Origin of the sequence: Sutcliffiella cohnii (assembly GCF_002250055.1) — a bacterium.
Lineage (GTDB): Bacteria > Bacillota > Bacilli > Bacillales > Bacillaceae_I > Sutcliffiella > Sutcliffiella cohnii.
The window spans coordinates 4,256,367-4,282,891 of the sequence record NZ_CP018866.1; the positions used below are offsets into that span (position 1 = coordinate 4,256,367).

Genomic DNA, 26,525 nt, shown 5'->3' on the forward strand with positions numbered 1-26,525 from the left:
GGGGTTTGGTATGGAAAATAAAGATTACCGTATTCGTACAATCCATATAAATTCATCGAAAGAGGAAGGGATTGTAGAGGAGTATAGGCGAATAATACATCCTAATCTAAAACAGGATGAAGCAGCATTAATAAGCAAAAAAATTATTATTGTTGAAAACGACAAGGTAAATAAAGATTCCATTATCACCATAAAAAATCCTAAAAAAGAAAAAATAGATTATATAAACAGATTAGATACCACTTATGAACAAGAATACTTACATGAATTAAAAGAAGAATATACATTAACTCAAAAACAACTAAAACAAATTACAGGTGAGTATAATAAATACACAAAGAACAATGAATTGATGGATAAATTATATATAGAAAATGCAGTAGGCGTAAAACATAAAAAGGAAAAGATTAAAGAAATTACAATAGAAATTGTTTTAGAGGATCGGTTGAACAAATGGAGATCTGCTTTCGAAAACCATTATGAGGGTATCATCAATTGTTTATCCAATTTAGAGAACTACATGTTAACAACCGAACTAAAAGAAGAACTAGAAAACAAGGGAAATATCCTCTCAACCTATTTTGATGATGTTACTAAATAAGTCAGCACATAACCTCTAGCATCTGTTTAGTGCTTCATGTACTCATACTCAGTCATTCAGTTTTATCTTTTCTGGCATTATTTTTTGGAGAGTGAACGAGGTACCTAGTATAGTAAATAGTTAATTACAATAAAAAACCACCGTTTTCATTGTAAAATAGAAGTACCTATCACAGAACTTCCAAACTACATTCCCTACCAAAGGAGATGAAAACGATGGTATATTCAACATTAAATCATATTCAAGGTAAGATTGGAAGTCGATGGGCGCAATTTGTGAGAGAGACTGGAGTAGAGAATATTTTAATTGTAGCGATTGATGCAGCTAAATATACTCCCAAAGCTATGATTGCTTCGTTTTATGGAGAAATATTAGAAAAACCATTTGATATAGATGCTTCTATGTCTGGTTTTACTAAGCTAAAAACTCTTATTGGAAGACATAAAGTAAGAGCTAATACGCGAGTGGTGGTCGGCATTGAAACTACTGGACATTACTACGAACATTTAGTCTTTAAATGTCACCTTGAGGGGTATCATGTACGAACAATAAATGCAGCTACTACTGCCAAAGAAAGAGATGCATTATTGAATTGGTCTAAGACGGATAATCTGGACTTAATGGCGATTGTTCAATCTATCATTCATGGTAGGGGTACCTCTAACGAGTTACCTACAGGGGAGATACTTCAACTCCGAAAGTTAACAAGAGCCAGGAGAGAACTAATTTCAGAGAGAACTAAAACGAAGAACCTCATCCTAATGCATATGGATCATATCTTTCGAGAGTACCAGGGGAAAACAGTATGGGTTAATGGGAAAAAAAGCTTTGCTAAACCTTTGACTAATGTATTTGGTAAAGCAGCTAGATATTTAATGAGGCACTATCCTCATCCCTCCGACATCTTAAAGTTAGGGGAAGAAGGATTAAGAGACTTATCAATACGTGAGAACTTAAAACTCCGAGATAAATCTATTAAACTCTTGTTAGAATTTGCAGAAGGTTCCATCTCCCTTCCTAAGGAACAGCTAGATGCTGATATTTTCTTGCTTATTCAAAAATTAGATAGGCTTGATTTTGTAGACAATCAAATAAAGATTTTAGAACGCAAGATAGAAGATTTATTTGTAGTGATGGATGGCGCAGTTGTTCTTTCTGTACAAGGAATTGGATTAGTAACAGGTGCAGAATTAGTGGCGGAAATGGGAGAACTCTCTGATTTTGATGAGTCTGGACAACTGATTAAATTGGCTGGTACAAATCCTATCGTCAAGCAGTCAGGAGATAACAGACCATCTTATTACGGAGTTTCCAAACAAGGTAGGCGATCTTTTAGAAATATTGTATATCAAGTTGGAAGGTCCTTAGCTGTTAATAACCCTGAGATGCACCAACGGTACCAGAAATTGAGGGAAAGAGGAAAACATTCGCGTCAAGCATATATTGCTTTAGGTAACAGAATGATTAGACTTGCGTTCGCTATGATTCGTAACCGTACTCTCTATCAAACAGAGGATAAAAAATATGTCCTTCTCGAAGAGATTAGTAAAAAAATCCGTAAAACGAATGTAAAAAAATTCTTTGAAACACATGTCTCATCCATTAAATGCGCTAGTTAATTATTTGTAGAGAAAATATATTTATAGCGGGATAGTTAATTTTCGAACATGGAACTTCTCTAGGACGTTAGATCACATTGAATTAATTTCCTGAGGCAAAGAGACCTCGCGGGACAGCGTTATGGATCTTGTCCTATAAGTACGAATAATACGTGAAATCTAAGTTTATATTCACTAGGCGGTATCAATGTAGGATGAAAAAAGCAAGATCCTTTCACGCCCTAGAGAAGTTCTATATAAGTTTTGTGATAGTTGAACCTTCAAAAAAATGGAAATGTGAGGTTTTACTTAAAGTCGGCCTTTTTTAAGTGAAAAATTGTGATTGACTTATTTGCCATTATACGCTGTCCCCTCGTCCCATTAATGAACATACTATTTTAAGAACCACCGACTCCTTGCCCCCTTTACAAAGAGATACAGGGGATAAAGGAAGTAGAAGGTTGGAAGCGTAAGTAGCATAAACTTCATAATTATATAAAAGCGTCCAATAGAAACATTGCTTGTTTCTATTGGACGCTTTTGATTTCACATGGTTTTCTTTTAGAGAAATCAAGAGTAAACTCCCTTTCGGGCTTTTTTAAATTTCCAATTTCTGTGTAGACGAGTTTCCTGTCCCCCCGTCCCATAGAAACTTTGCTTGTTTTTATTAGACGCTTTTAATTCACATGGTTTTCTTTGTGAGAATTCATGAGTAATCGCCCTTTCGGGTTATTATCAATTTCCATTTTCTGTGTAGACGAGTTTCCTGTCCCCATGTCCCTTATTTCTTCCTCAATTTTTTTAACCTCCACCCTTACCCCTCCCTAGACAGTCATTGATAGATGTTGCCACCTAAAAGCCTAAACTGCTCAGCCTTTTCCTTCATTCCTACCTCGATTGCTTCATTCGTATCTAACTTATTTTCCTTCGCATAATTTCGGATATCCTGTGAAATTCTCATACTACAAAATTTAGGTCCACACATTGAGCAAAAGTGAGCAGTTTTTGCCCCTTCTGCAGGTAATGTTTCATCATGATACTCCAATGCCCGTTCAGGGTCTAGTGATAAATTAAACTGATCCCTCCACCGGAATTCAAACCGTGCTTTTGATAAAGCATCATCTCGTTTTTGTGCACCAGGATGCCCCTTGGCCAAATCAGCAGCATGGGCAGCAATTTTATAGGTAACAACTCCTACACGAACATCCTCCTTATTTGGTAGCCCCAAATGTTCTTTTGGCGTCACATAACAAAGCATGGCCGTTCCATACCAACCAATCATTGCAGCGCCAATCGCAGAAGTAATATGATCATACCCAGGAGCAATATCAGTTGTTAAAGGCCCAAGAGTATAGAATGGAGCTTCTTGACATACTTCTAGTTGCTTATCCATATTCTCTTTAATCAGGTGCATGGGTACGTGCCCGGGTCCTTCAACCATCACTTGTACATCGTGCTTCCAAGCAATCTTTGTCAGTTCTCCAAGCGTTTCTAATTCAGCAAACTGTGCTTCATCATTCGCATCTGCAATTGAGCCAGGACGTAGCCCATCACCCAACGAGAAGGATATATCATAAGCTTTCATAATTTCGCAGATTTCCTCAAAATGTGTATATAAAAAGTTTTCCTGATGATGATATAGGCACCATTGAGCCATAATCGATCCACCACGGGATACAATTCCTGTTACCCGCTTTGCTGTTAATGGAACGTAGCGAAGCAGAACACCCGCGTGAATAGTGAAATAATCGACACCTTGTTCGGCTTGTTCAATTAAAGTATCACGGTAGATCTCCCATGTTAAATCTTCCGCAACACCATTTACCTTTTCAAGAGCTTGATAGATTGGGACAGTCCCGACAGGAACAGGTGAATTTCGAATAATCCATTCCCTAGTTGTGTGAATATGTTTTCCTGTTGATAAGTCCATAATATTATCAGCACCCCAGCGTGTAGCCCATGTCATTTTTTCAACTTCATTCTCAATGGAAGAAGTAACAGCTGAGTTACCAATATTGGCGTTGATTTTCACATGGAAATTTCGCCCTATGATCATAGGTTCAATCTCGGGATGGTTGATATTTGCTGGAATAATCGCGCGTCCCCTGGCCACTTCATCCCGTACAAATTCAGGATCCATATTTTCTCTTATTGCAATAAACTCCATCTCAGGTGTGATCATACCTTTTTTTGCATAATGAAGTTGTGTTACATTTTTCCCTTTTTGTGCCCGTAGTGGCTTCCGCTTTAAACCTGGAAACATATTTTGAGTGGTCCGAGGATCGTTCTCATCTCTATACCCATTATCCTGCGGCTTGATATCACGCCCTTTGTATTCCTCTACATCGCCACGTTCTTGAATCCAAGAACTTCGCAGGGCTGGCAGACCTTTTGTTATGTCAATAGAATAATTAGGGTCTGTATAAGGTCCGCTGGTATCATACACGCGCACAGGGGGATTATCTTCTTCCCCAAATGAACCGGTTGTCGGACTTAACTCAATTTCACGCATCGGAACTTTGATATCGGGTCTAGATCCCTCCACATATACCTTTTTACTACCATTAAAGTTAGACATGATGGAAATACTTTGCTTGTTTAATGAAGATGTTGTTAATGACATGATCAATCTCTCCCTTTTTCGATAATAGGGACAGGATCTAGAACACAACAAGTGGAAAAGCTTTAGAAGAGCTCATGAAGTACGTAAAAAAGCCGGTGTCCAATTAATGGTTGGACCCGGCTAATATGTATATAGAAGTAGTGCTTTATTGACGCCATTAACTTCCCCACGCTGGTATGAACCAGATCAGGTCCCAAGAGTCAAGAAACTTCAACGTGTTTCTTTCTCAGCCCAACTCATTGGACTCCCCTAGTTAAATCTATTCAGTTTAATTTAAGTATACCTCACCTGCTATAGAAATGAAAGAATAATTTGAAAGTTATTCGCAACTGATATTCCCACTCTTTCAATACAATCCGTACGTATGGAGTGATTTCACCCATTCTCTTTTCACAAAGATTACAAATTATAGTTTACCTTGGTCATGCAGCCTAAGAACAGTGGGACCAAATGAAACGAAGGGACAGGAATATCATACACACATTTGTTAACAGTATTGTAAAAAAAAAAAAAAAATGTGTGGACGACTTTCCTGTCCCCTCGTCCCACTTCCTATCTATGTGAACTTCTTTCCAGTCGCTTGTTTCACCCAAGTGCTTAGTTTTAAGTTGATTAATCTACTATTAATTACACTAAGTTTTCTGCTTCCCACTTATCTTGTTTCTCGACAGGGCTCAGCTCAGAAATGTCCTCATATCCATAGTTAACTTTCATTTTTCCTGTGCTATCTAAAATAAAAGTTAAATTAGTCCATTGTTCTACTTCTTGTTTCCTAAATTCTTCCCACAATCTAGCAAAACATTTATATAGCTCATTTTCCATTTCTTCATAATTATCTTCTGAAATATTATATAAATCCGTTATGTCAAGGCTATATACAGGTTTTGACCTAGAATGTGTGTAATAGTAAAAAAACACCTTTTTATAACCTTCTCTAAATTCAGCATATAAAAAGATCTTTTTCCATTCTTCCGGAATTATATTTACTAATGTATTTGCAACTTGTTGATATATCTGTTCTGTTATTTTAGTTTCCATCTAACTTACCTCCTAGATAATTAGTTAATCTATCCGAGTATTTTTTTCCATCTATTGTATAGCTAACTTTAAACTCAGTCGGTCTAGAAGAATTCGCTTCGTAAATTGGCTTCACTTTAACTGTTACTTCTTTACCTGCTTGTAAAGCTTTTTTCCAAGAAGTCTCTAATACTTTGTATTCTTTCCTGTTCAGCGCAGCATTCATTGGTACTAAGTTATCAATTTCACCTGAACCCTTGAAAATACTAGCTATTAAATGTCCTCCATCATCATTTGGTAATCTATCTTCTCTGCCAACTGTCCTTTGTGCATAATTATTACGGTCTGCTTTCCCGAGTTGTAACGTCGCTTCCACATTTGTAATTCTTCCTTCACTATCCGTTTTATAATGGTAACCTTCTTTAGTTGAATACTCAATATTAGGTTTCAATGTTTTCTTACCATCAACTTTAGTGTATTGGTCGCCATAAGTCACTTTTTTAGAAAGGTCACCCTTCCCCAAATCCCCAACCTTATCAACAACCTTCGGGGCTACTTTCCCGCCAAGCCTTGCAGCCCCGCCACCGAGAATAGCAGCCGCTGCGACCCCGCGTTCCCAATCTTCTAACTCTCTTCCGGTCAGTGGGTCGTATCCTAAATAGACTTCACTTGCTGCTTTGAGGTTTCCAAAGAAGGGCAGGAAGTCAGCATAGGTAGAAATAGTCTCTGCATTTTGAGGTGCATTCCCTCCAAGTGGTTGTCCAAAGATGTTGTTCTCTCCAATATATCCCTCATAACTACTGGTCATGCCTGCGTACTGTTCCATGTTAGAGGATACTTCGCCGTTATCTACTCTCTTTAAATAGTCAACAATCGCCTGTTTTTCAACATCGGAAAAGGTAACTTCTCGAGGACTGTTAGGGTTAATCCATTTATTAAAGGAAAGAGCTGGCCCAATAGGATAAAGAAGACCAAAATGCCGTTGAAATGTCAGTTGTAACCACGGAAAGAGAAGATTAATTAGTCTATTCCTAGTCTTTTTATCACTTGAAAAATAACTTTCCCACCATTTGCCACGTTTCATTAAATTTGGAGATTGTAGCCTGTTAAACCTAGACGAACGATTCGCTAAATCCCTTTCAACTTGATTATACCGTTCCATCGATTGTTGTGTGAAGTTTTTTATCTTGCGCATTTTTCTTTCTATATCGTCTATTTCTCGGATGACTTTACTCAGCCTACCGTCTATATTATGTCTACTTCGAATACGATGGTCCAACCTCGCCCGGACCCTTGTGAGATTATCTTGAATATTTGCTACAGAGGAAGTCGGTAATAGTTTGCTAGAATTCATGACAACATCAGGTTTTATCTGGATTCTCTGCATGGAACACCTCCTGTAGTTGATATTAATACTTCTCTATAGGAAGATAAATGGTAAAAAAGGAAGAATTTATTAATAAAATAGTAAAAAAACGGGTCGAAATCCCTATTTTTCCTTCAAAAATCCAAACTATTTTACATCAAGCCCGTTGATCAGAGAAAATACGAAGGTTGAAGCATTAATATCTTAAGATTCATATGTATTAAAAAACTCCAATAGAAACATTGCTTGTTTCTATTGGAGTCTTGATTTCGGATGTTTTTCTTTGAGAGAAATTATGAGTAAACGCCCTTTCAAGCTACAATTAATAATTTCCAATTTCTGTGTAGACGACTTTCCTGTCCCCCCGTCCCACTTGTCGTTTTCCCTGCTAAAAGCTCACGATAAATGCGGCGAATCACCTCAGCCTGTTCTGGATTGATTACCAGGTTCTCATCTTCATCATAATCATATCCGTACCTTGCATACTTTGTTTTAAACTGCCCTCGCTCTGCTAACCTGCGCTTTCCCCAAGCTACTGATTCTGCAAGGCTTCTACTTTCTTCCTGGGCCAGTCCACTATAAACCGTCAGCATCACTTCTCCGTCTTCATCTAAGGTTCGGATGTTCTCTTTTTGAAACACTACCTCGACTGGCGGCTTCAGTGCTTTTAGCATACGCACCGTCTCAAGAACCGCCGTGAGGACGTATGGATAAAAATACGCGAAATATATCCCCCCTAAACAATAAAAAAATGCCCACCACGTATTGTGATGAGCAAAATTTTCCGAGTTCTTACTATTATATATAAATAATTTTGAAGGTCTATTCCTGAATGGTTAGCTCAATTTTTTTCTTTAGTTCTGCTTTTATCGTCTTCCTATAAAACTCAAGAAATTCTTTTATGGGATACTTCACCAGTTTATCATTTTTTTGATTAAAGGAAATTCCTGAACTTTTCATATGACCGATAACCTTATCTAATGAAACAACTAGCGAATCACTTGATTGATTTTCGTTTATCCACTTCAATATTATAATCCGCCAAGCTCTTTTATCCCCATCAATATAGAGTTCACCTTTAATAGGTTGCGATAGCAGTATATCTCTAACTTTCTCTTTTTTCTTTTTGTCTACACTATCCTCAGTTTTCGTATAACTAGATACCGGTGGACTTTGTTGATAGGTATAGTTTCCATATCGGTTTGGTCTTTTGGACCTTTGATCCCAACCGTCCGGATGAATCTCGATTGGCCTTAAAGCCGCTCTTCTCATCCTTTCTTGCATTTCTCTTTCGATTTCTTCATCTTCTAGCTCTTTGGCTTTTTGCCTTTGCTTTTGCCATTCCAATTCTCGAGCCCTTAATCGTGCCCTTTGCTTTTCTTCCTCTTGTTTAACTCTCTCTTCCTCTGCTCTAATTCTTTCTTGTTCTTCTCTCAACCTTTGTTGTTCTATCTCGAATTGTTGTTTCCTTTCAATTAGTTCCTTTAGAAAACCATTTCTCCTCTCATCCTCATTCTCCTTTGAGAGTGCAAAATGTTTTTGATCAACATTCACTGACAACGCTCGTGCCAGGGGAACTTCAGAAGATGATAGTTTATAAAAAGTTATATTCCTATCATGTTGTGATATCGGTATGAAACGGAAAATTGTACATAGCCGATTAAAGACATCTACATACGCAATATTTCTAGTATTAAATTCGTCTATGGTCGCCCCTGTATCTTTCATAAAAAAGTCTAATAAATCACCTTGTAAATTTCACTCTAGAAATGTATCCCACAGATTATCTTCATGAGTTTTACTAGTTACATAAGTTTCAGCAGTAAGTAAGGTTCCTTTATTTGTCTCTTCTAAAAAAGCTTAACCTGACAAATAATTGTGGATCGCAGTTCTGTTGTAACTCATTTAATAACTGATTTAACTTCAAAATTTTTCTGCGATTCTCAATTCGCAAAAAATCCCTTTCAATATCATCGGATATATGAAACGAGGGGACAGGAATATTATACACACATTTGTTAACAATATTGTAAAAAAATGTGTGTACGACTTTCCTGTCCCCCTGTCCCAGTCACATCAATTAAGAATTGTGTAAATGAATGGTCATTTTGTTCAGCTTCTCTGATTAAGATAGGGAGATGCTTAGCTGTCTCAACAAGTCTTAGTGATTTTAGAGTTTCTTGTAATTGCTGGAGTTGACTCATTAGTAATCACCCTCCAATAATTCAGTGTAAGTGTCCAATTTTCTTTTATATGCTTCTGTTTCTAATACCCAACCAGAATGGTTTACAGGTTTTATTTCTTTATCCTCTGTTGTATCATGTAACGGTCGTTGACGTTTAAGGTAGGCAACGATATCGCTGAAATCTGTTGCGCTATACAACCTTCTTTTTACACATTCCTCTAATGCTTTTGCTAGTAAACCAGAGCTTGTCTCTTTTGTATCCCGTAATATTATTTGTAATTGATCTTTAATATATCTAGGATATTTTTCTCTAACCTTGTTAATATATTGATAAGCTAATTCTTTATCTTCAAATTTAAGAGCTACTGTTTCTATAAAAGCATCTACACCTTTGTTCCGATCTCTACTATGTTTTCGATCTTTAATTAGAAGACCTTTCCCATCAGGTATAGAATGTTTAGCTATTATTTCACCAGTTTCCGGTATATAAACAATTAATTGCTTATCCTCTGTTTCTTTCACACAAACCTTTTCTCGTTTGTTAAATGTACCAAGAGGAAGAGAATACCTATTAGATTGATAGCGAATGGTGTTGTCCTTATGGACATGTCTTGATATACTTGTATCATAGTTATTTGAAATATTTATTTCAGTGGAGACCGGCTTTAAGTGTTGCTTTTCGAGGAGAAACACTTCTGCTGGTCTTTTTTTTATCGTATTATGAATTTTGTAGTTTCCAGTTCTATTTAACCACTGCCAGTTCTGCTCATTCCAAGAATCAATATGATGAAAAACTCTATGTTTCGCAAAGTTTTTCTTCACAAATCCAACTACATTCTCAATTCTACCTTTGCTTTCTGGGTCTGCCTTACGACATACCCTCAAATTGATTCCTCTAGACTCCCGATAATATTGGAACTCTTTTGTTAAGATTAAATCTCCACCGTTTTCACTTACAACCATCAAACTGTCTTGGTCGTATACAATCTCATTTGTCATACCCCCAAACCAGTTAAATGCATTTTCATGAGCTTTGATTACATCCTGTGTAGTAAATGGTCTATCCAACCATTCTGTGTATTTATATCTAGAATGGGACATGACAAAAGCAATAAAACTAAGCTTAACTTCTTTATTATCGATTGTATCTTGCTTAGTGTGTCCAAAATCTACTTGGAGTTGTTCTCCCATTGATGGATCTGGAATAGCTTCATACGATCTAGGTAAGGTAACTTTCTCAATCTTATACTCTTCTCTTAAACCTTTCACATATGACCTTACTGTACTTTCTCCAATTTCAAAGTCACCATACTTTTCTTGTAACCAGTCTAGCACTTGAGCAGCTGACATATCAGGATGTTGTCTAAGCCATGATAAAATAAGTTCTTTGTGAGGATCCAATAACTTTTTTCTAGTTTCTAATGACTCAATCCAATCTGACATTTCCGAAGGAGATTTCTTCAAACGTCTATGCACAGTTGTTCTGGATACTCCTAACTTTTCTGCAATTTTTGTTTTACTAAACCCTTGCTTTAATAACTGTTGTATTTCCATGTACATTTCCCACTTATCCACCTTTTCTGACCTCCACTGTATGTTTAATTACTTCTTCATTTTACAGTGATAGGTTATTATTTTTAGTTGGTATATTTGGGTAAAAGTATGTTTCATCTTATCAAGCAAAAACTGTACACTTTATTCTAGCAGTCACACGTATCTAGGTGGATGAGAGCTGTCACTGTTGGAGGTGGATTGGAAGGCCTGAATAAACAAAAAGGACGGCCTCCCATGTCTAAAAATAAGAAAAAACAAGAAGAAATGACGAATGAACAAAGGTTAGAAAGAGAGAACGAACTACTGCGCTTAGAGGTAGAATATCTAAAAAAGTTAAGAGCTTTTCAGATGGATCCGGAAGGCTATCTCGAAAAGCACAAGCAGCGTTATCATTCGAACTCAAAGAAACCTTCAAATTAAAAGATGTTTTAGTAGTAGTGGGTATTCCAGAATCCACTTACCATTATCATATAAAAGCAATGGAAAAGGAAAATCCAAAGCAGGAACTAGAGGATTTGATTTTGTCCATATTCAATGAGCATGGGGGTAATTTTGGGTACCGTCGTGTTCGATTAGAGTTACGTAACAAAGGATATAAGGTTAATCATAAGGCTGTACAGCGTATCATGAACAAGTTAGGGATTAAGTGTATAAAATTTAGTAGAAAAACTAGAAAGTATAACTCCTACAAAGGCAATGTAGGAAAGATAGCTAAAAATCGTTTAAATCGACGATTTAAAACAAGTGTATGCCATCAAAAATTGGCTACTGATATTACGGAATTTAAATGTACGAATGGTGTTAAACTTTATCTTAGCCCTATCATGGACTTATTTAATGGGGAAATTCTCTCCTACGAGATAGGAGCTAGTCCAACATTAGACCTTACGTTGAAGCCTCTTTTGAAGGCAATAAACATAGTAAAAGATTCAAAGTATCGAACTACTATTCACTCTGATCAAGGATGTCAATATCAACACAAAAAGTGGGTTAAAACACTAAAAGAAAATAAGATATTTCAAAGTATGTCTCGAAAAGGGAATTGTTTGGATAATTCTCCAATGGAGAACTTCTTTGGCATACTAAAACAAGAAATGTATCACGGAGAGCCGTTGTGTTCGTTTGAAGTATTAAAAGAGAAGATTGATATATATATAGATTACTATAACAATAAACGCATTAAGCAAAAATTGGATGGCATGAGTCCGGTTCAATTCCGCATCCATACCAGCCAATTAGCTGCATAATAAAAACTCTAACTTTTGGGGGTCACATCATTTCCTGTCCCCCCGTCCATTAAAAGCACTAGGATTAAACTGCTCTGAAGAATTGTTCGGTGAATTTCAGGAAGAAATGTTTCCGTACATTATGTTATTAGATGAAAACGAAGATTTGAAGTAGTTGTAACGATGTCATAATGGATAAAGGAAGTACCAAAATCGATGCGTTAGCAATGTAAACTTCAAAATTATATAAAAGACTACAATAGAAACATTGCTTGTTTCTATTGTAGTCTTGATTTCGAATGTTTTTCTTCGAAAGAAATTATGAGTAAACGCCCTTGCAGGCAATTACTAATTTCCAATTTCTGTGTAGACGATTTCCTGTCCCCCCGTCCCATGGCGATATCAATGCCGATAATTAAAGTTGACGGTGTGATTTGCGAGATTTTTTGATTTTGAGTATAATTCATCTTGAGTCCTCCCTGGTTCTAATTTAAGGGTCCTTGTGCTGCGCAGCTTCGGACACCTCGTATAATACCAGGAGGGCTCTTTTTTGTTCAATCCTCAAATTTCTTTATTACAGGAATGCTCCTTATGGATTTTTGTAAAAGTTAACCAATAAAAACAGGCAATATAGATATTTAGTACTAATATAAAGTACTTACAATGGTTATTAATATTTATCTCTCTTACATACTCTTATAAAATAAATAAAAAGTTACTTTACAGTAGAGTAGTTAAATAATATATAGCTTAACAATCTATTGATCATCTTTTTTTCTTTGCTCATAAAATTTAACCCATTCCGAATCTACTCTCTTTAATCTGTCTATATCCGTAATTTCAGAGCTTTCTTTTTTTCTACGTTCTTTTAAATCTTCGTAGTTTCCAATAACCCTGGCAGGAATTCCCCCTACAATTTTACCGGGAGGGACATCTTTTGTCACAATACTTCCGGCAGCAACAATTGCATTAGGACCAATCCGACAATTAGCGTTAATTATTACACCGGTTCCAATAAAAACATTGTCCATTATTTCAATACAACCTAAGTGTGACTTATACTCAGCATTACTATCATGGTTATTGAAAACTTTATGGATAATATCATGAGTTATAAATGAAACATTTGAAGCAATTGAGATGTTGTTGTGAAGTTTAATAAACTTGGGATCAGCAGGTAATATCCTTGGTTGAAAATGTACATTCTCTCCCATACTATAAAAATATTTGTGCTTTTTAAGCCATCTAGACCTTTTTTCTGCTGATAATATCAGGGCACACCTAAACCTTAACAATTGGTACTTTAATACATAATTCATCTTAATTCTCCTTTACCAAATTAGTATAGGGATAATTGACATTTAACGGTTGATTCTTTTGACTTCAACATCCTTATTACACCTTACAAGAGAAGTTTTATATTCTTTTCCTTATCTTCTTCTCTTTAATGGCCCGAATAATTGTATTTACTTCACTGATATTCATAAAAGATATTACTAAAAAATAAACAATTATTGCTACAACTATCGACAAAAATAATGACGTAAAATTACTAATGTTAAATGATAATAAAAAAACATATAAATTCCTAGCAGCTACACCCATCAAAATAGAAGATAAGAAAATTTTACCGAAAGATAATGTAATATTTTTCAAACCAAATGAACCAATTTTATTCCGAAGACTAATAAATAATAATATAGTACAAAAAATAACAGAAATACTTGTAGCTAAGGCAAGCCCTGAAACTCCCATATACCTAGACAAAATTATATTTAAAACAATATTTAAAATTATTGCTATAGTTGCATTAATCATAGGTGTTTTAGTATCTTGCAAAGAGTAAAAAACTTTGGATATTACTTCCCTTAAGGCAAATCCTATTAGACCAATTGCATAAAATGACAATGCAGACGAGGTCATATATATCGCATTACTATCAAATTCTCCTCTACCAAATAGTAAACTAACCAATGGCTCTGCAAAAATTATAAAACCAATCGTAGCTGGCACTACCAATAAATTCACTCCAACTATAGCTTCAGATATCGATTTCTTTAACCCATCGATGTTATTTTTTGCTGCCATTTTAGATATAAGAGGATATAATACTACTACAATACTTGTAACAAATATAGCTGATACCATTCCCTTTAAGTTATCTGCATAGTTAAGTGCAGAAATTCCCCCAATTGAAATTTGTGATGCAAGGGTTCTATCAATAACTTTGTTTATCTGTTCTATTGAAGTCCCTATTATTATCGGGAGTGCAAGATAGGACATTTTCCTTATGTTTTCATCCTTCAAGTCAAAAGTAAGACTATATTTATACCCAGTTCTATTTACAAATGGTATTAGTAAAAATAATTGTGCTGCAGTAGCTACAACTATTCCATAGGCTAATAATATAATATCGACTTTTGTACTGAGAAATATTGAAAGTATAATAATAAAATTCATAGGAAAACCTATCATTGCTGGAATTGCTTGTTTCCCTTTTATTTGTAGAAACCCCTTATATATACCAATGACACCAGTAAAGAAGATTCCAAATATAGATATTTGAGTAAACTTAATTGCCAATGTTAGCGTCTCCCCTTCAAATCCGGAGGCAAACACTTTTACAATCTGCTCGGTAAATATTAAACTAAAACCTACAATTATTAAACATAATAGTAATATTATATTTGTTAGCTTACTAGTATATAAATTAGCTTTTTCAACTCCATAATCGCTTTCTAATTTACTATACATAGGGATGTAACCCGTAGATATCCCTGTCGCAATAATAGCAAATATCACTGTTGGAATAGTTAAGGCTATTAAATAAGCATCACTGATATTCGAAGCTCCATAGAAATAAGCTAAAGTTATATCTCTCGCAAAACCTAAGAATTTAGAGGCGATAGTAATGATCATTAAAAGAATTACTACTTTTTTCATAATAATTTTCCTTGCTTTAAATTTTTTAATTACTATTTTTTATAAATTTCATAATGAATCTCAAAATAAGACAAAATTATAACAACGATAAAAAGCTCCCTTTGAACAGAAATTAATCAAAAGAGAGCTTATTGTGATCCTATAGCTATTCGAGATTAAATATAACATTCTAGCTAGTTCCTCAGCGATTTGTCAAAAAATATTTTAAAAAAGTATTGTTGTTTTTATAATAATCCCTTTACTTTTAAGAAATATGAATCATAATTTGTTAAAAAATTCGTATTATCAATAACAACATTATCTTCATTTGCTATATTAGTTATATAGTTTTTCTTTAACTCATACTTTAAAACATATTCTTTTAATAAGTTTGTTTTTTCTACTTCATCTAATTTTTTCCAACTCATTGGAAACCCTTGTTTCCTTTTTGACATTCTTTCAAAATTCTTTTCTACTGTACCATCAACAAAGATATATAGTTTTTTATGGTCTCTATATTTTATCCCTTTAATACTATTAATTCTTTTAAAGTAAGACATAATATCTCCAACCCCATCTTTTTCACTAAAAAAGATACTAGAAATATGTGCCAAACCTTCGTCTAATATAAATACACAATTTTTATCGGAATTTTCTTTTTTAATTTGATTTATTATATTATAGTTTAAAAGAGTATAAATAAAATAAATTAAATTCCTTTTTTTAACAAAAATACTATCTTTAGTCGATAGTATTTTAAAAAGTAAGGTTAGAATATTAATGTCCATAATCCTAATCAATATTATAAAAAAACTAATATGTTTTAAGCATTTACTTTTATAATTTACTCTCTTTTTGTTCTCAATATCTTTTCTAGTTATTAAAATAAATCTTGAACTATTAATTTCTTTTTTTAAATAATCAATAAGTGAATTTGTTAAGTAAGTCTTACCTGCCCCAGGAACGCCTAAAAATTCTATAACCAACTTTAGCACCTCTAAACATATATAAACTTCTCAATAAAAAATATATTTCCATACTCTCAAAGAAAATTTCCTTTATCCAACCAAGATTTCAAACTAAGATAATTGCATAGAATTAATTTTTTTGTAATGATCTCTATATCGCATCTATTTTATCTTAGTTCTAAATAGATATTATTTGTCGATAAATATATTCTTTAACTTAATATTAATACCATCAATACTATATTTTTCTGCCATGGATATTGCACTTTTTTTCATATTGTTTCTTATTTGAGTTGGAAAGCTATAGTATTCTTTTATTCTTTCTTTTAAGTCCTTACTATTCCCAGGTTCAAAGAAAAGACCATTTTCATTGTGATTAAGGTAATCTAATAGTCCAGCCATTTCACTTCCTATTACTGGAGTTCCACATGCCATCGCTTCAAGACCTACTAAACCTAAACTCTCTCCCTCTCTCATGGTTGGGAAGCACAATACATCTATTATATTGAAAATCTTATTTAATTTATCTTGTGGCAAAAGATCAAAGTGAATTATGTCTTCTTCTAAAGAATACCCTTTTAGTTTCGTCTTAAAATCTTCTAATTCTTTTCCATTTCCAACTATAATTGCTTTTTTATCATTCAATAAGCCTTCTTGCTTTAATAAAAATAATGACTCTAAGAAGATATTCCATCCCTTATTGTAATCAATTCTACCAACATATCCTATATAGTTATAATCCTTATCTAAGTCAAACTCTTTATACAATGATTGTCGATCGTCAATAAAATTAAATGTTCTTGGATTCACCCCACCAGAAGGAAAAATTTCAATAGTTTTATGTTCTAACTTATACTTGTTAATAATTAGGTTTTTGAAATAATTTGAAGGTGCTATTATTTTATAGCACTTCTTTAACAAATTTCTAACAAATATTTGCAGTCTTTCCTGCCTATTATTTTCTGGTACAATATCACTTCCATGTACATTAAGATATATTTTAATATCGTTCTTTATCAACTTGAGTAATAATAAAACAGGAGCATTATGTGAAGCATAATGAACATAAATAGCGTCATACTCGCTAAATAACCCCTTGTATAATATTAGAAAATAATATCTCATATAATTTATTGCTTTAAATAATTTATTGTTGTTTCTGTATAAAACAACTTTATCAACATCATGTCCAATTCCTATTAATATCTTTTCTGTATTTTTTACAAAAACCCCATAACTAGGTGATGATTGGCTAGGATACATATTTGATACCAATAAAATCCTCACTTATCGTCCCCCCCCTATTTATACATAATATTTTATACATCATTTCTAAATATCTTGTTCTCTTCTATCTAGTTAACTATATCTAAGTCGTACTCGCCTTTGTTTTAGCTATATAGCATGAAGCAAAAACCATCGCTATAAATGTCCAAAACTCAATCGATCCAGTAATACTTCCATGAGTTGCATATGTCCATATAGTTAGAATATATAACCCGATCCCGTAAATGTTTTTTGTTTTAATACAGAATAGAATTAAATATATTAGAAGTACAAACAATGCTGTTGCACCAGCCACCCCCATTGTTGTTAAAGTGTCAAAGTAAACAGAATGAGCATAATAACTATGACCCGATAACAATTCCAACTCTCTATAAATCCCTAAACCGGAACCAAAGATATACTCTCTTGATGATAACTGAGATAATGCACCTAGCCAAATTTCCCAGCGTGGATTGTTACCCCATGTATCTAACGACACCCTATTCATTTGTTCATTCGTAAAATAAGTATCTATAAAGGGGATGGCTATGGTAACCAGGACTAATGAAATACCAATTATAATAAATGTTTTTACCTTTGAAAAAAATCCTTGTTGCCAAATAAAACTACTAATAATTATAAAGAATATAGACACTACTACAGCTAGAATAGGACCTCTCGAAACAGTTATTAAAAGTGTTGCAATACTTAGCAAAAAAAGAAGTAAGGTTGGCTTTTGGGGAAGTTTATAAATAAATAATGAACTTCTTTTGTTTAATAAAAATAGCATGTGTATAAACAAAATTACTAAAGCTGGACTGGCTATATTGGCTAACTTTTTAACGTTTCCACCTAATCCTGCACGCCCAATGTCAGATAAACCGTCCCCTATAGCTATTGATAGAACAGCAGCAATTAGAGAAAAAACAATTGCAGTGTTCATTAATTTTAAAACTCGATCATCTTGTATAGCGGATGAAATTATAACTGTAGTTGTCAATAAAGCAAAAATTATCAATACAAAAGGTATTATGCTTTGATTAGGGTCTCTAGAAAATAGTAGCGATGCGCCTGCAATTATAGCGAAAACAATACAGAATGCTAGTATTTCTCTAGGAAATGAAAATTTTACTCTTCTAAGAAACTGTATAAAAACAGTGAATATAATAATTGGAAACAAAATAAAGTGAGGCATCATTCCAGCAGCTTCGCCTATAGGGTAATAAAAGCCATAAGACATTATCCAGCCTGCATATCCAATTCCAGGATCCTTTAATATAAATAAAAACAAAACAGCCAAAAACATTATTACACTTAGTACCGATTGCGATATATATATACTTACTAATAATATAATTAGAGCTATAAAAGTAAAACTATAGAAAGAGGTATTTAGTTTTTTAGTTTTTTTTATATTCACAATTTATTGAAATCCTCCTTTCTAAAATTTATAAAGTTAATGATAAATTGAAAAGGTTTAATCTTGGCTATTAATAAAGTCACTAATTATCTCAACTATACGCCCTTCACCTTTGAATTTTTTGGTAATTGGAGATTCTTCAAAACTTTTAATAACACCTAACAATTCATTTACTTCATCGACCCTTTTAACATAGCCGTTTTCAGTGAAAAAATTAACAATTTGTAATTGGTGATCATCTGAATGTTCTTCATACTTTTCTCTTCGTGGAACTGCGATTATCTGCTTGTTAGCTTTTAACGCTTTTACAATTGCTCCAGTTCCACCATGTGTAATAACTATTCTTGCTTCACAAATATAATCCTGAAAAATATCTGGTTCAAGGAACTTAGAATATTCAAAGTTTTTAGGAGTATATGTTGAATGCCCTATCTGTGCATAAACTGGTTCATCAATTAATTTACCTTCTATTAAAGAATCTAATGTAGACAGTAGTCTATTAAACTGAAAAATTTGGGTTCCTAGACAAACAAATATCAATATATACTCCCTCCATACACTGCATTAGGATATATTTCTTGTAGACTTTCCCATTGAATAATAAATAAATCAGCATATTTGTACATTACTGCACCTGTTCGCGTTTTATCATTTACTCTAGCAAAGGTTTCTATATAAATTATTTTGCTCCCTGTTATTTTGGCTAATAATGCAAAGGGAAAGACAATGCTAGTACCAGTACTAACAACAAATTTTGGTTTCTCCTTAACCCATATTATTATTGCTTTAATTAAATTGAGGAACATCTTTATAACAAATAGTTTATCTTTATGCCCGGTTTGCAACATGTGGTAATCTGCTTTGTTATTTATACTTGTTTTTTCAGTTACTGTGATACTCGGATACTTTTCCATTAATGGTTTTAACATCAATAGTTGTTCAAAGTGTCCACCAGATGCTGAAACGAATAATACTTTTGGTTCTTTCTTATTCTTCATCTTTTTCTCCTTCAAAATAACTTAAAGTATCGCCTTAAAGAAATAGATTCTTCTCACTAAGTAATTATCTAAAAAGATTCTTCTTTAGCTGCTTAATACTCACAGTTTTTATAAAAATACTATATAAATAAAGAAACGATGGTTTGATATCTTCTGGATCATAAATCATTCCAGTCACTTCACCTTTAATAGGAACAATAATATTTTTTAGTTTTTTTAGTAAACTTTCCGAAGAAGTTAAAATACTTAATATGTCAGCAGGAAAAAACCACCTAAGCTTTACCCCTTCTTTGTACTCTTTTTTGTAGGATTTATATTCTTTATTTTTATAATTTTCTGCAATCGCTTCTGGTATATTAATGCCGCAATATATAGGTAATTGAATAGAGCCCCATATTCTTGGATTTATTTCCATAAGCACTAATTCTCCGTCTCTTGGATCTTTTTTATACTCCACCATGGCCACCCCATGCCAATTTAGCTCTTTTAATAACTCCCTTCCATACTTCACAGCTTCTGGTAAAATAATAGATTCGCAAAGAGTACTAGGCCCGCCGCTTACCGGATACTCACGTATTCTACGGTGAACAAAATGACACACTTCTTTACCGTGATAATATAAAAACGAGGCTCCTATAGCATCGCCACCAGGAGGAATGTATTCTTGGACCATTGGTAATCCATAGTTGGAGTAAATACTTGAAATAGAACTATAATAATCATCTATATTTTTGCAAATCTTAATTCCTCTTGATCCTGAACTTTTTCTTGGTTTTATTACAATTGGAAAGTCTTCGTCTTTTAGATTATCCATATAATTATTTAGGGCATCTATACTTTTAGCCATATAAGTCTTAGGAATTCTCACTTTATTATTTAGCGCATGTTGCATTGTTAAATACTTATCTCTACAAACATTAAACGATTCCATATTAGGGTTAATACATTCTACTACCTGTGAGATTTTTTTTGATTTTATTACTAATTCCATTGTTTCTTCCTCACAAGTTATTAAGATATCAACATTATTTTCTTCAATAATTTTTAATAATACTTCTTCTTCATACTGATTAATATATATACTCCGAGTTGAAAATTTACTTACACCCGATAAATTCAACCTATGACTTGAAATATTTATAACTTCATGACCTAGCTTACCAAATGCCCTAGTAACAGCTAGAGATTTCCTTGTCTCACTATCTGTTATCGCAATAACTGACATATCAATTTATTACCACCTTTTTAAACTTTTTAATAACCCTTTTCAAAGCATTTGGTTTGTGTTTAATAACTTTTGTAGGACCTCTTAATAAGGAAAGTAAATCTAATGAATTGGTAATAGATTTTTTATCGTTAACTTCAATCCATGTTCTCCCTAACTCCTCTATTTTATGTGCATCACTTCCAGCTGAATATGGCTTTGAATATTTGTTTGCATAACTATTGGCAATCATAAATTCAAATCTAGTGAAATACTTACCATTATTAATTTCAACTATGTCAACTTCTTTAATTAATTCCGTAACTCTCTTCATCTTAGGTCTTGATTTTTTCCTGTATAGGTCAAAGGGATGGGGAACATACACAAGTCCGTTTTGACTTTTGATCATTTTAATCGTCTCTGATAAGGTTAATCCCTCTTGCACATGTTCTTTTAGGAAGAGTCCAATAATTTCACCTGCATCACAAGTCATAATTTCTTCGGCAGGGATAACTGTTAATTTACCTATTTTATACGTTTCGCCAATCGTATTCTCCCTATGTTTATAGTGAAAATCAAAATTATTATGATCTGTAACTGCTACTACATCGATATTGCCATCATAAATTAATAATTCTTCGTAAGTGATTGAGCCATCATATGAAAAATTACTATGAATTTGTAAATCAAGTAACATCCTAAGAAGCACCTACCTAAACTAATAGATTTTTATATTCCATAAAAATTAAATTTCATAATGCATTGAATTGACTAACTTGCTAGACCTATCTAATCAATTAACTTTTCAACAAGAAGATCTTTTCTCTCTAATTTTTCTTAGATTTTGACTTATACACTGTATTGTTTATATTCCAAATTGGTGTAAATAGTTTTTCCATTCTCTTAGTAGAGTATCTAGGCGGATTTATTAACTTGTATAGATTAGCTCGGAATTTTAGCACCCATGTGTTGCCAGTTAAATTTATTATGGTATTTAGAAATAATTCAACTAAATTAAAGAACGACTTAGAAATCTGAAAACTCTTTTTTGCCCTTCCTTCTGCCTTCTCTAATTTAATAAAGTCTACTGAGTTTACTAGTTGGTTATCACATACATTCACTATCCCTAATACTTCCTTATTAGACTGAACCCATTTAATTATGAATTCAATAACATTGTTAATTGAGACTAATTGATAATCAAGTCCTTTCCCAACAGTAAATGCAATAGTAGGAAATTTTAAATATATCCTTTTATAAGCATCGTTCATAAAATTTTTGTCATAAACTGGTGCAATTCTTGCTATCAAATAATTAGAATCGGATCCTTTTGCCAACTTTTTCAAATGATTTTCTGCAAGTACTTTCGACTTACCATAACTTGAAGTTGGTTTAGGTGTGCATTCCTCATTAAATTGATTATTTTTTTCTGTTCCATAAACATCTACTGTACTTGCAAAAAGAACATCAGCATTTGATTTTACTGCATTCTTAAACACTGTATGACTAGCTAATGTATTAATTCGATAATGGCTATTCCAATCCACTTTTTTCCCCTTTTTCACATGGGCTATTCCTGCCAAATGAATAACAGTAGAAATGGAGTACTCCGAAAAAACTTTTTCTATATTAATACAATCCGTTAAATCTAAACTTATATATTGAAAGTTTTTATTTTTAATTGTTGTTTTTGGGCTACTGGATATTCCAAGAACCTTATAGCCTTTTTCCAACAATACATTAGTTAACTTATTTCCAATAAATCCATTGCACCCCGTGACTAAAATATAGCTCATTACTATCCCTCACTGTTTGTAATACTATTTAGTTCCTGTTCAAGGGTTCTGAATTCTGCCCCTTCTTTCCTTAACATTAATAATACTTTTTTAAGTTTTTTCAAGTTCCCTTTTCTACCTACTGAAGCTCTAAACTTATGTTTAAATGGTAAATCAGATGGGTACGGCAATGAAATGTCGGTTAATTCAAATGGGTGTAAATATAATATAAAGTTGTTTTGTTCTTTAAAATATTTCTTTATCAAGCTACTAATAACAGGAAAAGGAAATAACCTTAAATACCCACCACCAGAAATAGGGATATTATACTTGCCTATTTTGTAGGTAGGAATTTCAAACTCTAAAAAATCTCCATTTTTATATGTTAAGTCTTCAACTTTTTCATAGCCACTTAAGTCTAGACTTCCATACAACGGATGTTCAGCAAAACATATATAACTAGAATCATAGCTATAGCCACATTCCTTCAATATATCTAGTTTTTTTCTATCCATTGAAAAACATGAAGCCCTATAACCCTTAACAACATCTGCACCTAATACGGTGTCAAGTATCTTTTTCCCTTCAATTACTTGCTCCTTAAAGTCTGCATCTGTTTTATTATATAAAAGCTCATGATCTAACCCGTGGCAACCAATTTCATGGCCTCTATCCCTTATATCCCTAATAATATCTGCATGCTTATGCGCTAATTCAGCAAGAGTAAAGAATGTAGCCTTAATATTTAACTTATCTAACATATCTAGAAAATCAAATATCTGCGGAATTGTTTCGACCTCATTTTTATTAACTTCATATGTTTTTAAATAATCTAGGTGGTACCATTCTTCTATATCTATTGTTAAGTAAGCCTTTTTCATTTCTCTAATTTCTCCTTCGCAGTAGTCCCAGTCCCACCTTCAACAACGCCATCACTCTTTACAACACTCACGATCGTTCCAAAAAAACATTTAACATCCATACCTAAACCTATTCTTTCTACATAATCTCCATCTAACTTGGCCTTCACTTCAATAGGAAGTTCATCCCTACCATTAATCTGCGCCCACCCCGTTAATCCCGGTGGCACATCATTTGCACCGTACTTATCACGTTCAGCAATAAGATCATACTGATTCCATAACGCAGGCCTAGGACCAATAATACTCATCTGTCCAACAAAGATATTCCAAATCTGAGGTAGTTCATCTAATGATGTTTTTCTTAGAAATTTGCCCATTTTTGTAATATACTGATCTGGGTTATCTAATAAATGTGTTGGTGTATCTTTTGGTGTATCAATTTTCATCGTACGGAATTTCAAAATATTAAAATGTGTTTTGTTAATTCCAACACGTTTTTGTTTGAAGAGAATAGGACCTTTTGAATCAAATTTAATGCCTACAATAAGAATTAAAAAAATAGGGGAAAGTACTATCAACCCTATTAATGAAAGAACAATATCTATTAATCTTTTTATTTTCATATACATCTATGGTACACTCCTTGAAAGTTTTTTAGTTTGTTAGTACTTAATTAGAACTCATTCCAACCAACTACTAACCTACTAAACTTATCTATTATCAATAGCCACCTCGTAATATCTATTCAATCTACCGAATTAATACGAGTTAGATATTCACTTCATAACCACCTTAAACCAAGTTTCTTCCTATTATATAAACCATTCAATCAATCTATAATTCTCACTAAAAACGCCTCAAACCCTTATCCCGCAAGGTTTCTAGCACTCAATCTAACTGCGATAGTCAGTTCCTTAACTCCATTCAATATTTTTCCATATTCGAGGTTACCGAAAAGCCCGTTAAATCAACGTTTTCCAAAATCAAAATCCCCGATTTTAACCATTTTATCTTTATATACTAACAAAATGGTACTATGTCATATAGATAAAATCCATATATTGTATAATTTGGTGATTTTCCACTGATTTTAGCACAATATGTTGTGGTCATCTATCAACCATTCTCACTTCCCCAATACCAATCAATCACTTCTCTCTACCTATTGACCGCAAGGTCAATAATATCTCCAAATCCACATTCAAAAACTACAAAAACGGAACTTCATCAACATTTTCATCTTCTTCATGATTTTTACCATTGTCTCCATGCACACTACATTCAACTTCCCCTTCTACATAAGTAACAATTCCTCCAACCGGACAAATTTCTTGATCATACTCAAGCAAAAACTGCTCAAATTTAGCTTCTTGATGATCAACACCTTCAAGGACTAAAATTCTCTCATAATGATTTTGAACCTCATTTCGATTCACTTCACATACATCTGCTTCTGTATCAGCAATAACCCCTAACATGGTAGGTACAGCAATATTAGCTAATATTCCTAAAATAACTATTACTACTAACAATTCTAATAACGTAATATCTTTACAATTAAAACATTTGCTAAATAATTTCAACATGATAACTTCCTCCCTATGAATATACTTCTAGGTAGTTACACATGATGATTTATTAGTTGGTTAGATTTTAGTGGTTAGTTGGTTAGGGAACCCGAAGGGTGACTCTTTGAGACGTTTTGATAGTTATACGCGTAATAAACTCAATAATTTACAGCTACATCTAATAGCGCTCCCTATCCAACAAACCAACACAAAATAACAGGGCATCCAACCCCACCTCACACCATACCACTGACAACAAACGTGTCTAAGGCTTTTACACCCACAGCATAGCCGAGTGCCTCCATTGATAAAGGTAAGGAGACATCACCTTATTAGTTGGTTAGCCTTTAGCTGGTTAGGTGGTTAGGAAAACCCGAAGGGTGCCTTTCTATAAACAACCGACATAGAAACCCGAAGGGTGATAGAAAACACTAATACCTAAAATCCCTAACCAACTACTGATAATAGGGAATATGATGACCTAAACCTCTATTTTACTTCCTTCCAACATCTCTCTCAAAAAAGGAACCAACTCTTCCCTCAACTTCTCATCCTGCATCGCAAATTCTATAGACGTTTTAATAAACCCAGCCTTCTCCCCAACATCATACCGCTTACCTTCAAAATCATAAGCAAACACACGCTGAATTTGATTCAACTGCTGAATTGCATCCGTCAACTGAATCTCCCCACCAGCACCAGTCTCTTGCTTGTCTAAAAACATAAAAATTTCCGGAGTTAACACATATCTCCCCATAATCGCTAGATTAGATGGTGCTGTACCAGGAACCGGCTTCTCCACAAAATTGTTTACTTGATAGCTACGTCCATTTTGAACCGAAGGTTCAATAATCCCATATCTATGTGTTTCATTCTCAGGTACAGGTTGCACACCAATAACAGATGCTAACGTTCTGTCATACTCATTAATTAATTGCTTCAGCCCCGGTGTTTCAGCTTGAACAATGTCATCCCCAAGTAAAACAGCAAATGGCTCATCACCAATAAACTTACGTGCACACCAAACAGCATGCCCTAATCCTTTTGGATCTTTTTGGCGAATATAGTGAATATCTACTTTTGATGGTTCCGTTACTTTCTCTAATAAATCGAATTTTTCTTTCTCGATTAAGTTTTGTTCTAATTCAAAAGAGTTATCAAAGTGATCTTCAATTGCTCTTTTTCCTTTACCAGTCACGATAATTATATCTTCAATTCCAGACGCAATCGCTTCTTCTACGATATATTGAATCGTTGGTTTATCTACGATTGGTAACATTTCTTTCGGCATTGCTTTCGTTGCTGGTAAAAATCTAGTTCCTAACCCAGCTGCAGGTATAATTGCTTTACGTACTTTTCCCATCTTTTAAA

Annotated in this window: 26 protein-coding genes and 1 riboswitch; of the genes, 3 read left to right on the top strand and 23 right to left on the bottom strand. The window is 33.6% G+C overall.

Annotated features, from left to right (window positions below):
* The first annotated feature begins 10 nt into the window (after positions 1-10).
* Positions 11-601, top strand: coding sequence for a hypothetical protein (locus tag BC6307_RS21295; RefSeq protein WP_066419915.1), 591 nt, complete (start codon positions 11-13; stop codon positions 599-601).
* Positions 602-816: 215 nt separating this feature from the next.
* Positions 817-2,220, top strand: a complete 1,404-nt coding sequence (locus BC6307_RS21300; RefSeq protein ID WP_094366217.1) for an IS110 family RNA-guided transposase — start codon at positions 817-819, stop codon at positions 2,218-2,220.
* A gap of 656 nt (positions 2,221-2,876) precedes the next feature.
* Here BC6307_RS21300 and BC6307_RS25610 read toward each other — a convergent pair.
* The 8 genes from BC6307_RS25610 to istA form a co-directional block, all read right to left on the bottom strand.
* Positions 2,877-3,011, bottom strand: coding sequence for a hypothetical protein (locus BC6307_RS25610; protein ID WP_268874295.1), 135 nt, complete (start codon positions 3,009-3,011; stop codon positions 2,877-2,879).
* A gap of 20 nt (positions 3,012-3,031) precedes the next feature.
* Entirely contained in the window at positions 3,032-4,822 is a 1,791-nt protein-coding gene (thiC, locus tag BC6307_RS21305) for a phosphomethylpyrimidine synthase ThiC (RefSeq protein ID WP_066421799.1), read from the bottom strand.
* Between the two features lie 146 nt (positions 4,823-4,968).
* A riboswitch (TPP riboswitch) is annotated at positions 4,969-5,083 on the bottom strand.
* A gap of 366 nt (positions 5,084-5,449) precedes the next feature.
* Positions 5,450-5,860, bottom strand: coding sequence for an immunity protein YezG family protein (locus BC6307_RS21310; protein ID WP_066421802.1), 411 nt, complete (start codon positions 5,858-5,860; stop codon positions 5,450-5,452).
* On the bottom strand, positions 5,850-7,226 hold the full coding sequence (locus BC6307_RS25395) for a DNA/RNA non-specific endonuclease (protein ID WP_244905122.1): 1,377 nt from the start codon (positions 7,224-7,226) through the stop codon (positions 5,850-5,852). The genes BC6307_RS21310 and BC6307_RS25395 overlap by 11 nt, the downstream gene beginning before the upstream one ends.
* A gap of 290 nt (positions 7,227-7,516) precedes the next feature.
* On the bottom strand, positions 7,517-7,879 hold the full coding sequence (locus tag BC6307_RS21320) for a recombinase family protein (protein ID WP_066421968.1): 363 nt from the start codon (positions 7,877-7,879) through the stop codon (positions 7,517-7,519).
* Positions 7,880-8,027: 148 nt separating this feature from the next.
* On the bottom strand, positions 8,028-8,759 hold the full coding sequence (locus BC6307_RS21325) for a hypothetical protein (protein ID WP_157076724.1): 732 nt from the start codon (positions 8,757-8,759) through the stop codon (positions 8,028-8,030).
* Between the two features lie 464 nt (positions 8,760-9,223).
* Positions 9,224-9,409, bottom strand: a complete 186-nt coding sequence (locus BC6307_RS21330) for a hypothetical protein (protein WP_066421971.1) — start codon at positions 9,407-9,409, stop codon at positions 9,224-9,226.
* Positions 9,409-10,965 (bottom strand): IS21 family transposase, encoded by a 1,557-nt coding sequence (gene istA / locus BC6307_RS21335; protein ID WP_066421973.1) that lies wholly within the window; start codon positions 10,963-10,965, stop codon positions 9,409-9,411. Before istA ends, BC6307_RS21330 begins: the two co-directional genes overlap by 1 nt.
* A 299-nt stretch (positions 10,966-11,264) precedes the next feature.
* Between istA and BC6307_RS21345 the strand changes: the two genes are divergently transcribed.
* Positions 11,265-12,191 carry an IS3 family transposase gene (locus BC6307_RS21345; RefSeq protein ID WP_157729300.1) on the top strand — a complete coding sequence of 309 codons (927 nt, stop codon included), beginning with the start codon at positions 11,265-11,267 and terminating at the stop codon, positions 12,189-12,191.
* A 257-nt stretch (positions 12,192-12,448) separates the two neighbouring features.
* Here the strand turns inward: BC6307_RS21345 and BC6307_RS21350 are convergent, their stop codons facing one another.
* From BC6307_RS21350 to galU, 15 genes are all read right to left on the bottom strand, one after another.
* The gene (locus tag BC6307_RS21350; RefSeq protein ID WP_066419400.1) at positions 12,449-12,637 is read right to left on the bottom strand and encodes a hypothetical protein; all 189 of its coding nucleotides are present in this window, start codon (positions 12,635-12,637) and stop codon (positions 12,449-12,451) included.
* Positions 12,638-12,928: 291 nt separating this feature from the next.
* The gene (locus tag BC6307_RS21355; protein WP_066419402.1) at positions 12,929-13,489 is read right to left on the bottom strand and encodes an acyltransferase; all 561 of its coding nucleotides are present in this window, start codon (positions 13,487-13,489) and stop codon (positions 12,929-12,931) included.
* A 97-nt stretch (positions 13,490-13,586) separates the two neighbouring features.
* Positions 13,587-15,113: a murein biosynthesis integral membrane protein MurJ gene (gene murJ, locus BC6307_RS21360; protein WP_174522387.1), complete on the bottom strand. Its 1,527-nt coding sequence runs from the start codon at positions 15,111-15,113 to the stop codon at positions 13,587-13,589.
* Positions 15,114-15,337: 224 nt separating this feature from the next.
* Positions 15,338-16,078: a hypothetical protein gene (locus BC6307_RS21365; RefSeq protein WP_066419406.1), complete on the bottom strand. Its 741-nt coding sequence runs from the start codon at positions 16,076-16,078 to the stop codon at positions 15,338-15,340.
* Between the two features lie 171 nt (positions 16,079-16,249).
* Positions 16,250-17,347, bottom strand: a complete 1,098-nt coding sequence (locus BC6307_RS21370) for a glycosyltransferase family 4 protein (RefSeq protein WP_066419407.1) — start codon at positions 17,345-17,347, stop codon at positions 16,250-16,252.
* A gap of 82 nt (positions 17,348-17,429) precedes the next feature.
* Positions 17,430-18,746 (bottom strand): O-antigen ligase family protein, encoded by a 1,317-nt coding sequence (locus BC6307_RS21375; RefSeq protein WP_066419409.1) that lies wholly within the window; start codon positions 18,744-18,746, stop codon positions 17,430-17,432.
* A gap of 57 nt (positions 18,747-18,803) precedes the next feature.
* Entirely contained in the window at positions 18,804-19,286 is a 483-nt protein-coding gene (pssE, locus tag BC6307_RS21380; protein ID WP_066419410.1) for a PssE/Cps14G family polysaccharide biosynthesis glycosyltransferase, read from the bottom strand.
* A complete protein-coding gene (pssD, locus tag BC6307_RS21385; protein ID WP_066419412.1) occupies positions 19,283-19,744 on the bottom strand; it encodes a PssD/Cps14F family polysaccharide biosynthesis glycosyltransferase in 462 nt (153 codons plus the stop codon). The genes pssE and pssD overlap by 4 nt, the downstream gene beginning before the upstream one ends.
* A 64-nt stretch (positions 19,745-19,808) precedes the next feature.
* On the bottom strand, positions 19,809-20,969 hold the full coding sequence (locus BC6307_RS21390; protein WP_066419413.1) for a carboxylate--amine ligase: 1,161 nt from the start codon (positions 20,967-20,969) through the stop codon (positions 19,809-19,811).
* A gap of 1 nt (position 20,970) precedes the next feature.
* Entirely contained in the window at positions 20,971-21,645 is a 675-nt protein-coding gene (locus BC6307_RS21395; RefSeq protein ID WP_066419417.1) for a PHP-associated domain-containing protein, read from the bottom strand.
* Positions 21,646-21,775: 130 nt separating this feature from the next.
* Positions 21,776-22,744, bottom strand: coding sequence for an NAD-dependent epimerase/dehydratase family protein (locus BC6307_RS21400; protein WP_066419418.1), 969 nt, complete (start codon positions 22,742-22,744; stop codon positions 21,776-21,778).
* 2 nt (positions 22,745-22,746) lie between these two features.
* Positions 22,747-23,604, bottom strand: a complete 858-nt coding sequence (locus BC6307_RS21405) for a polysaccharide deacetylase family protein (protein ID WP_066419419.1) — start codon at positions 23,602-23,604, stop codon at positions 22,747-22,749.
* Complete coding sequence (locus BC6307_RS21410) at positions 23,601-24,215, bottom strand: sugar transferase (RefSeq protein ID WP_066419421.1); 615 nt, start codon at positions 24,213-24,215, stop codon at positions 23,601-23,603. Before BC6307_RS21410 ends, BC6307_RS21405 begins: the two co-directional genes overlap by 4 nt.
* Positions 24,216-24,794: 579 nt before the next feature.
* Positions 24,795-25,172, bottom strand: coding sequence for a type II secretion system protein (locus tag BC6307_RS21415; protein WP_066419422.1), 378 nt, complete (start codon positions 25,170-25,172; stop codon positions 24,795-24,797).
* Positions 25,173-25,635: 463 nt separating this feature from the next.
* The gene (gene galU, locus BC6307_RS21420) at positions 25,636-26,517 is read right to left on the bottom strand and encodes a UTP--glucose-1-phosphate uridylyltransferase GalU (RefSeq protein ID WP_066419423.1); all 882 of its coding nucleotides are present in this window, start codon (positions 26,515-26,517) and stop codon (positions 25,636-25,638) included.
* Between the last annotated feature and the right edge of the window lie 8 nt (positions 26,518-26,525).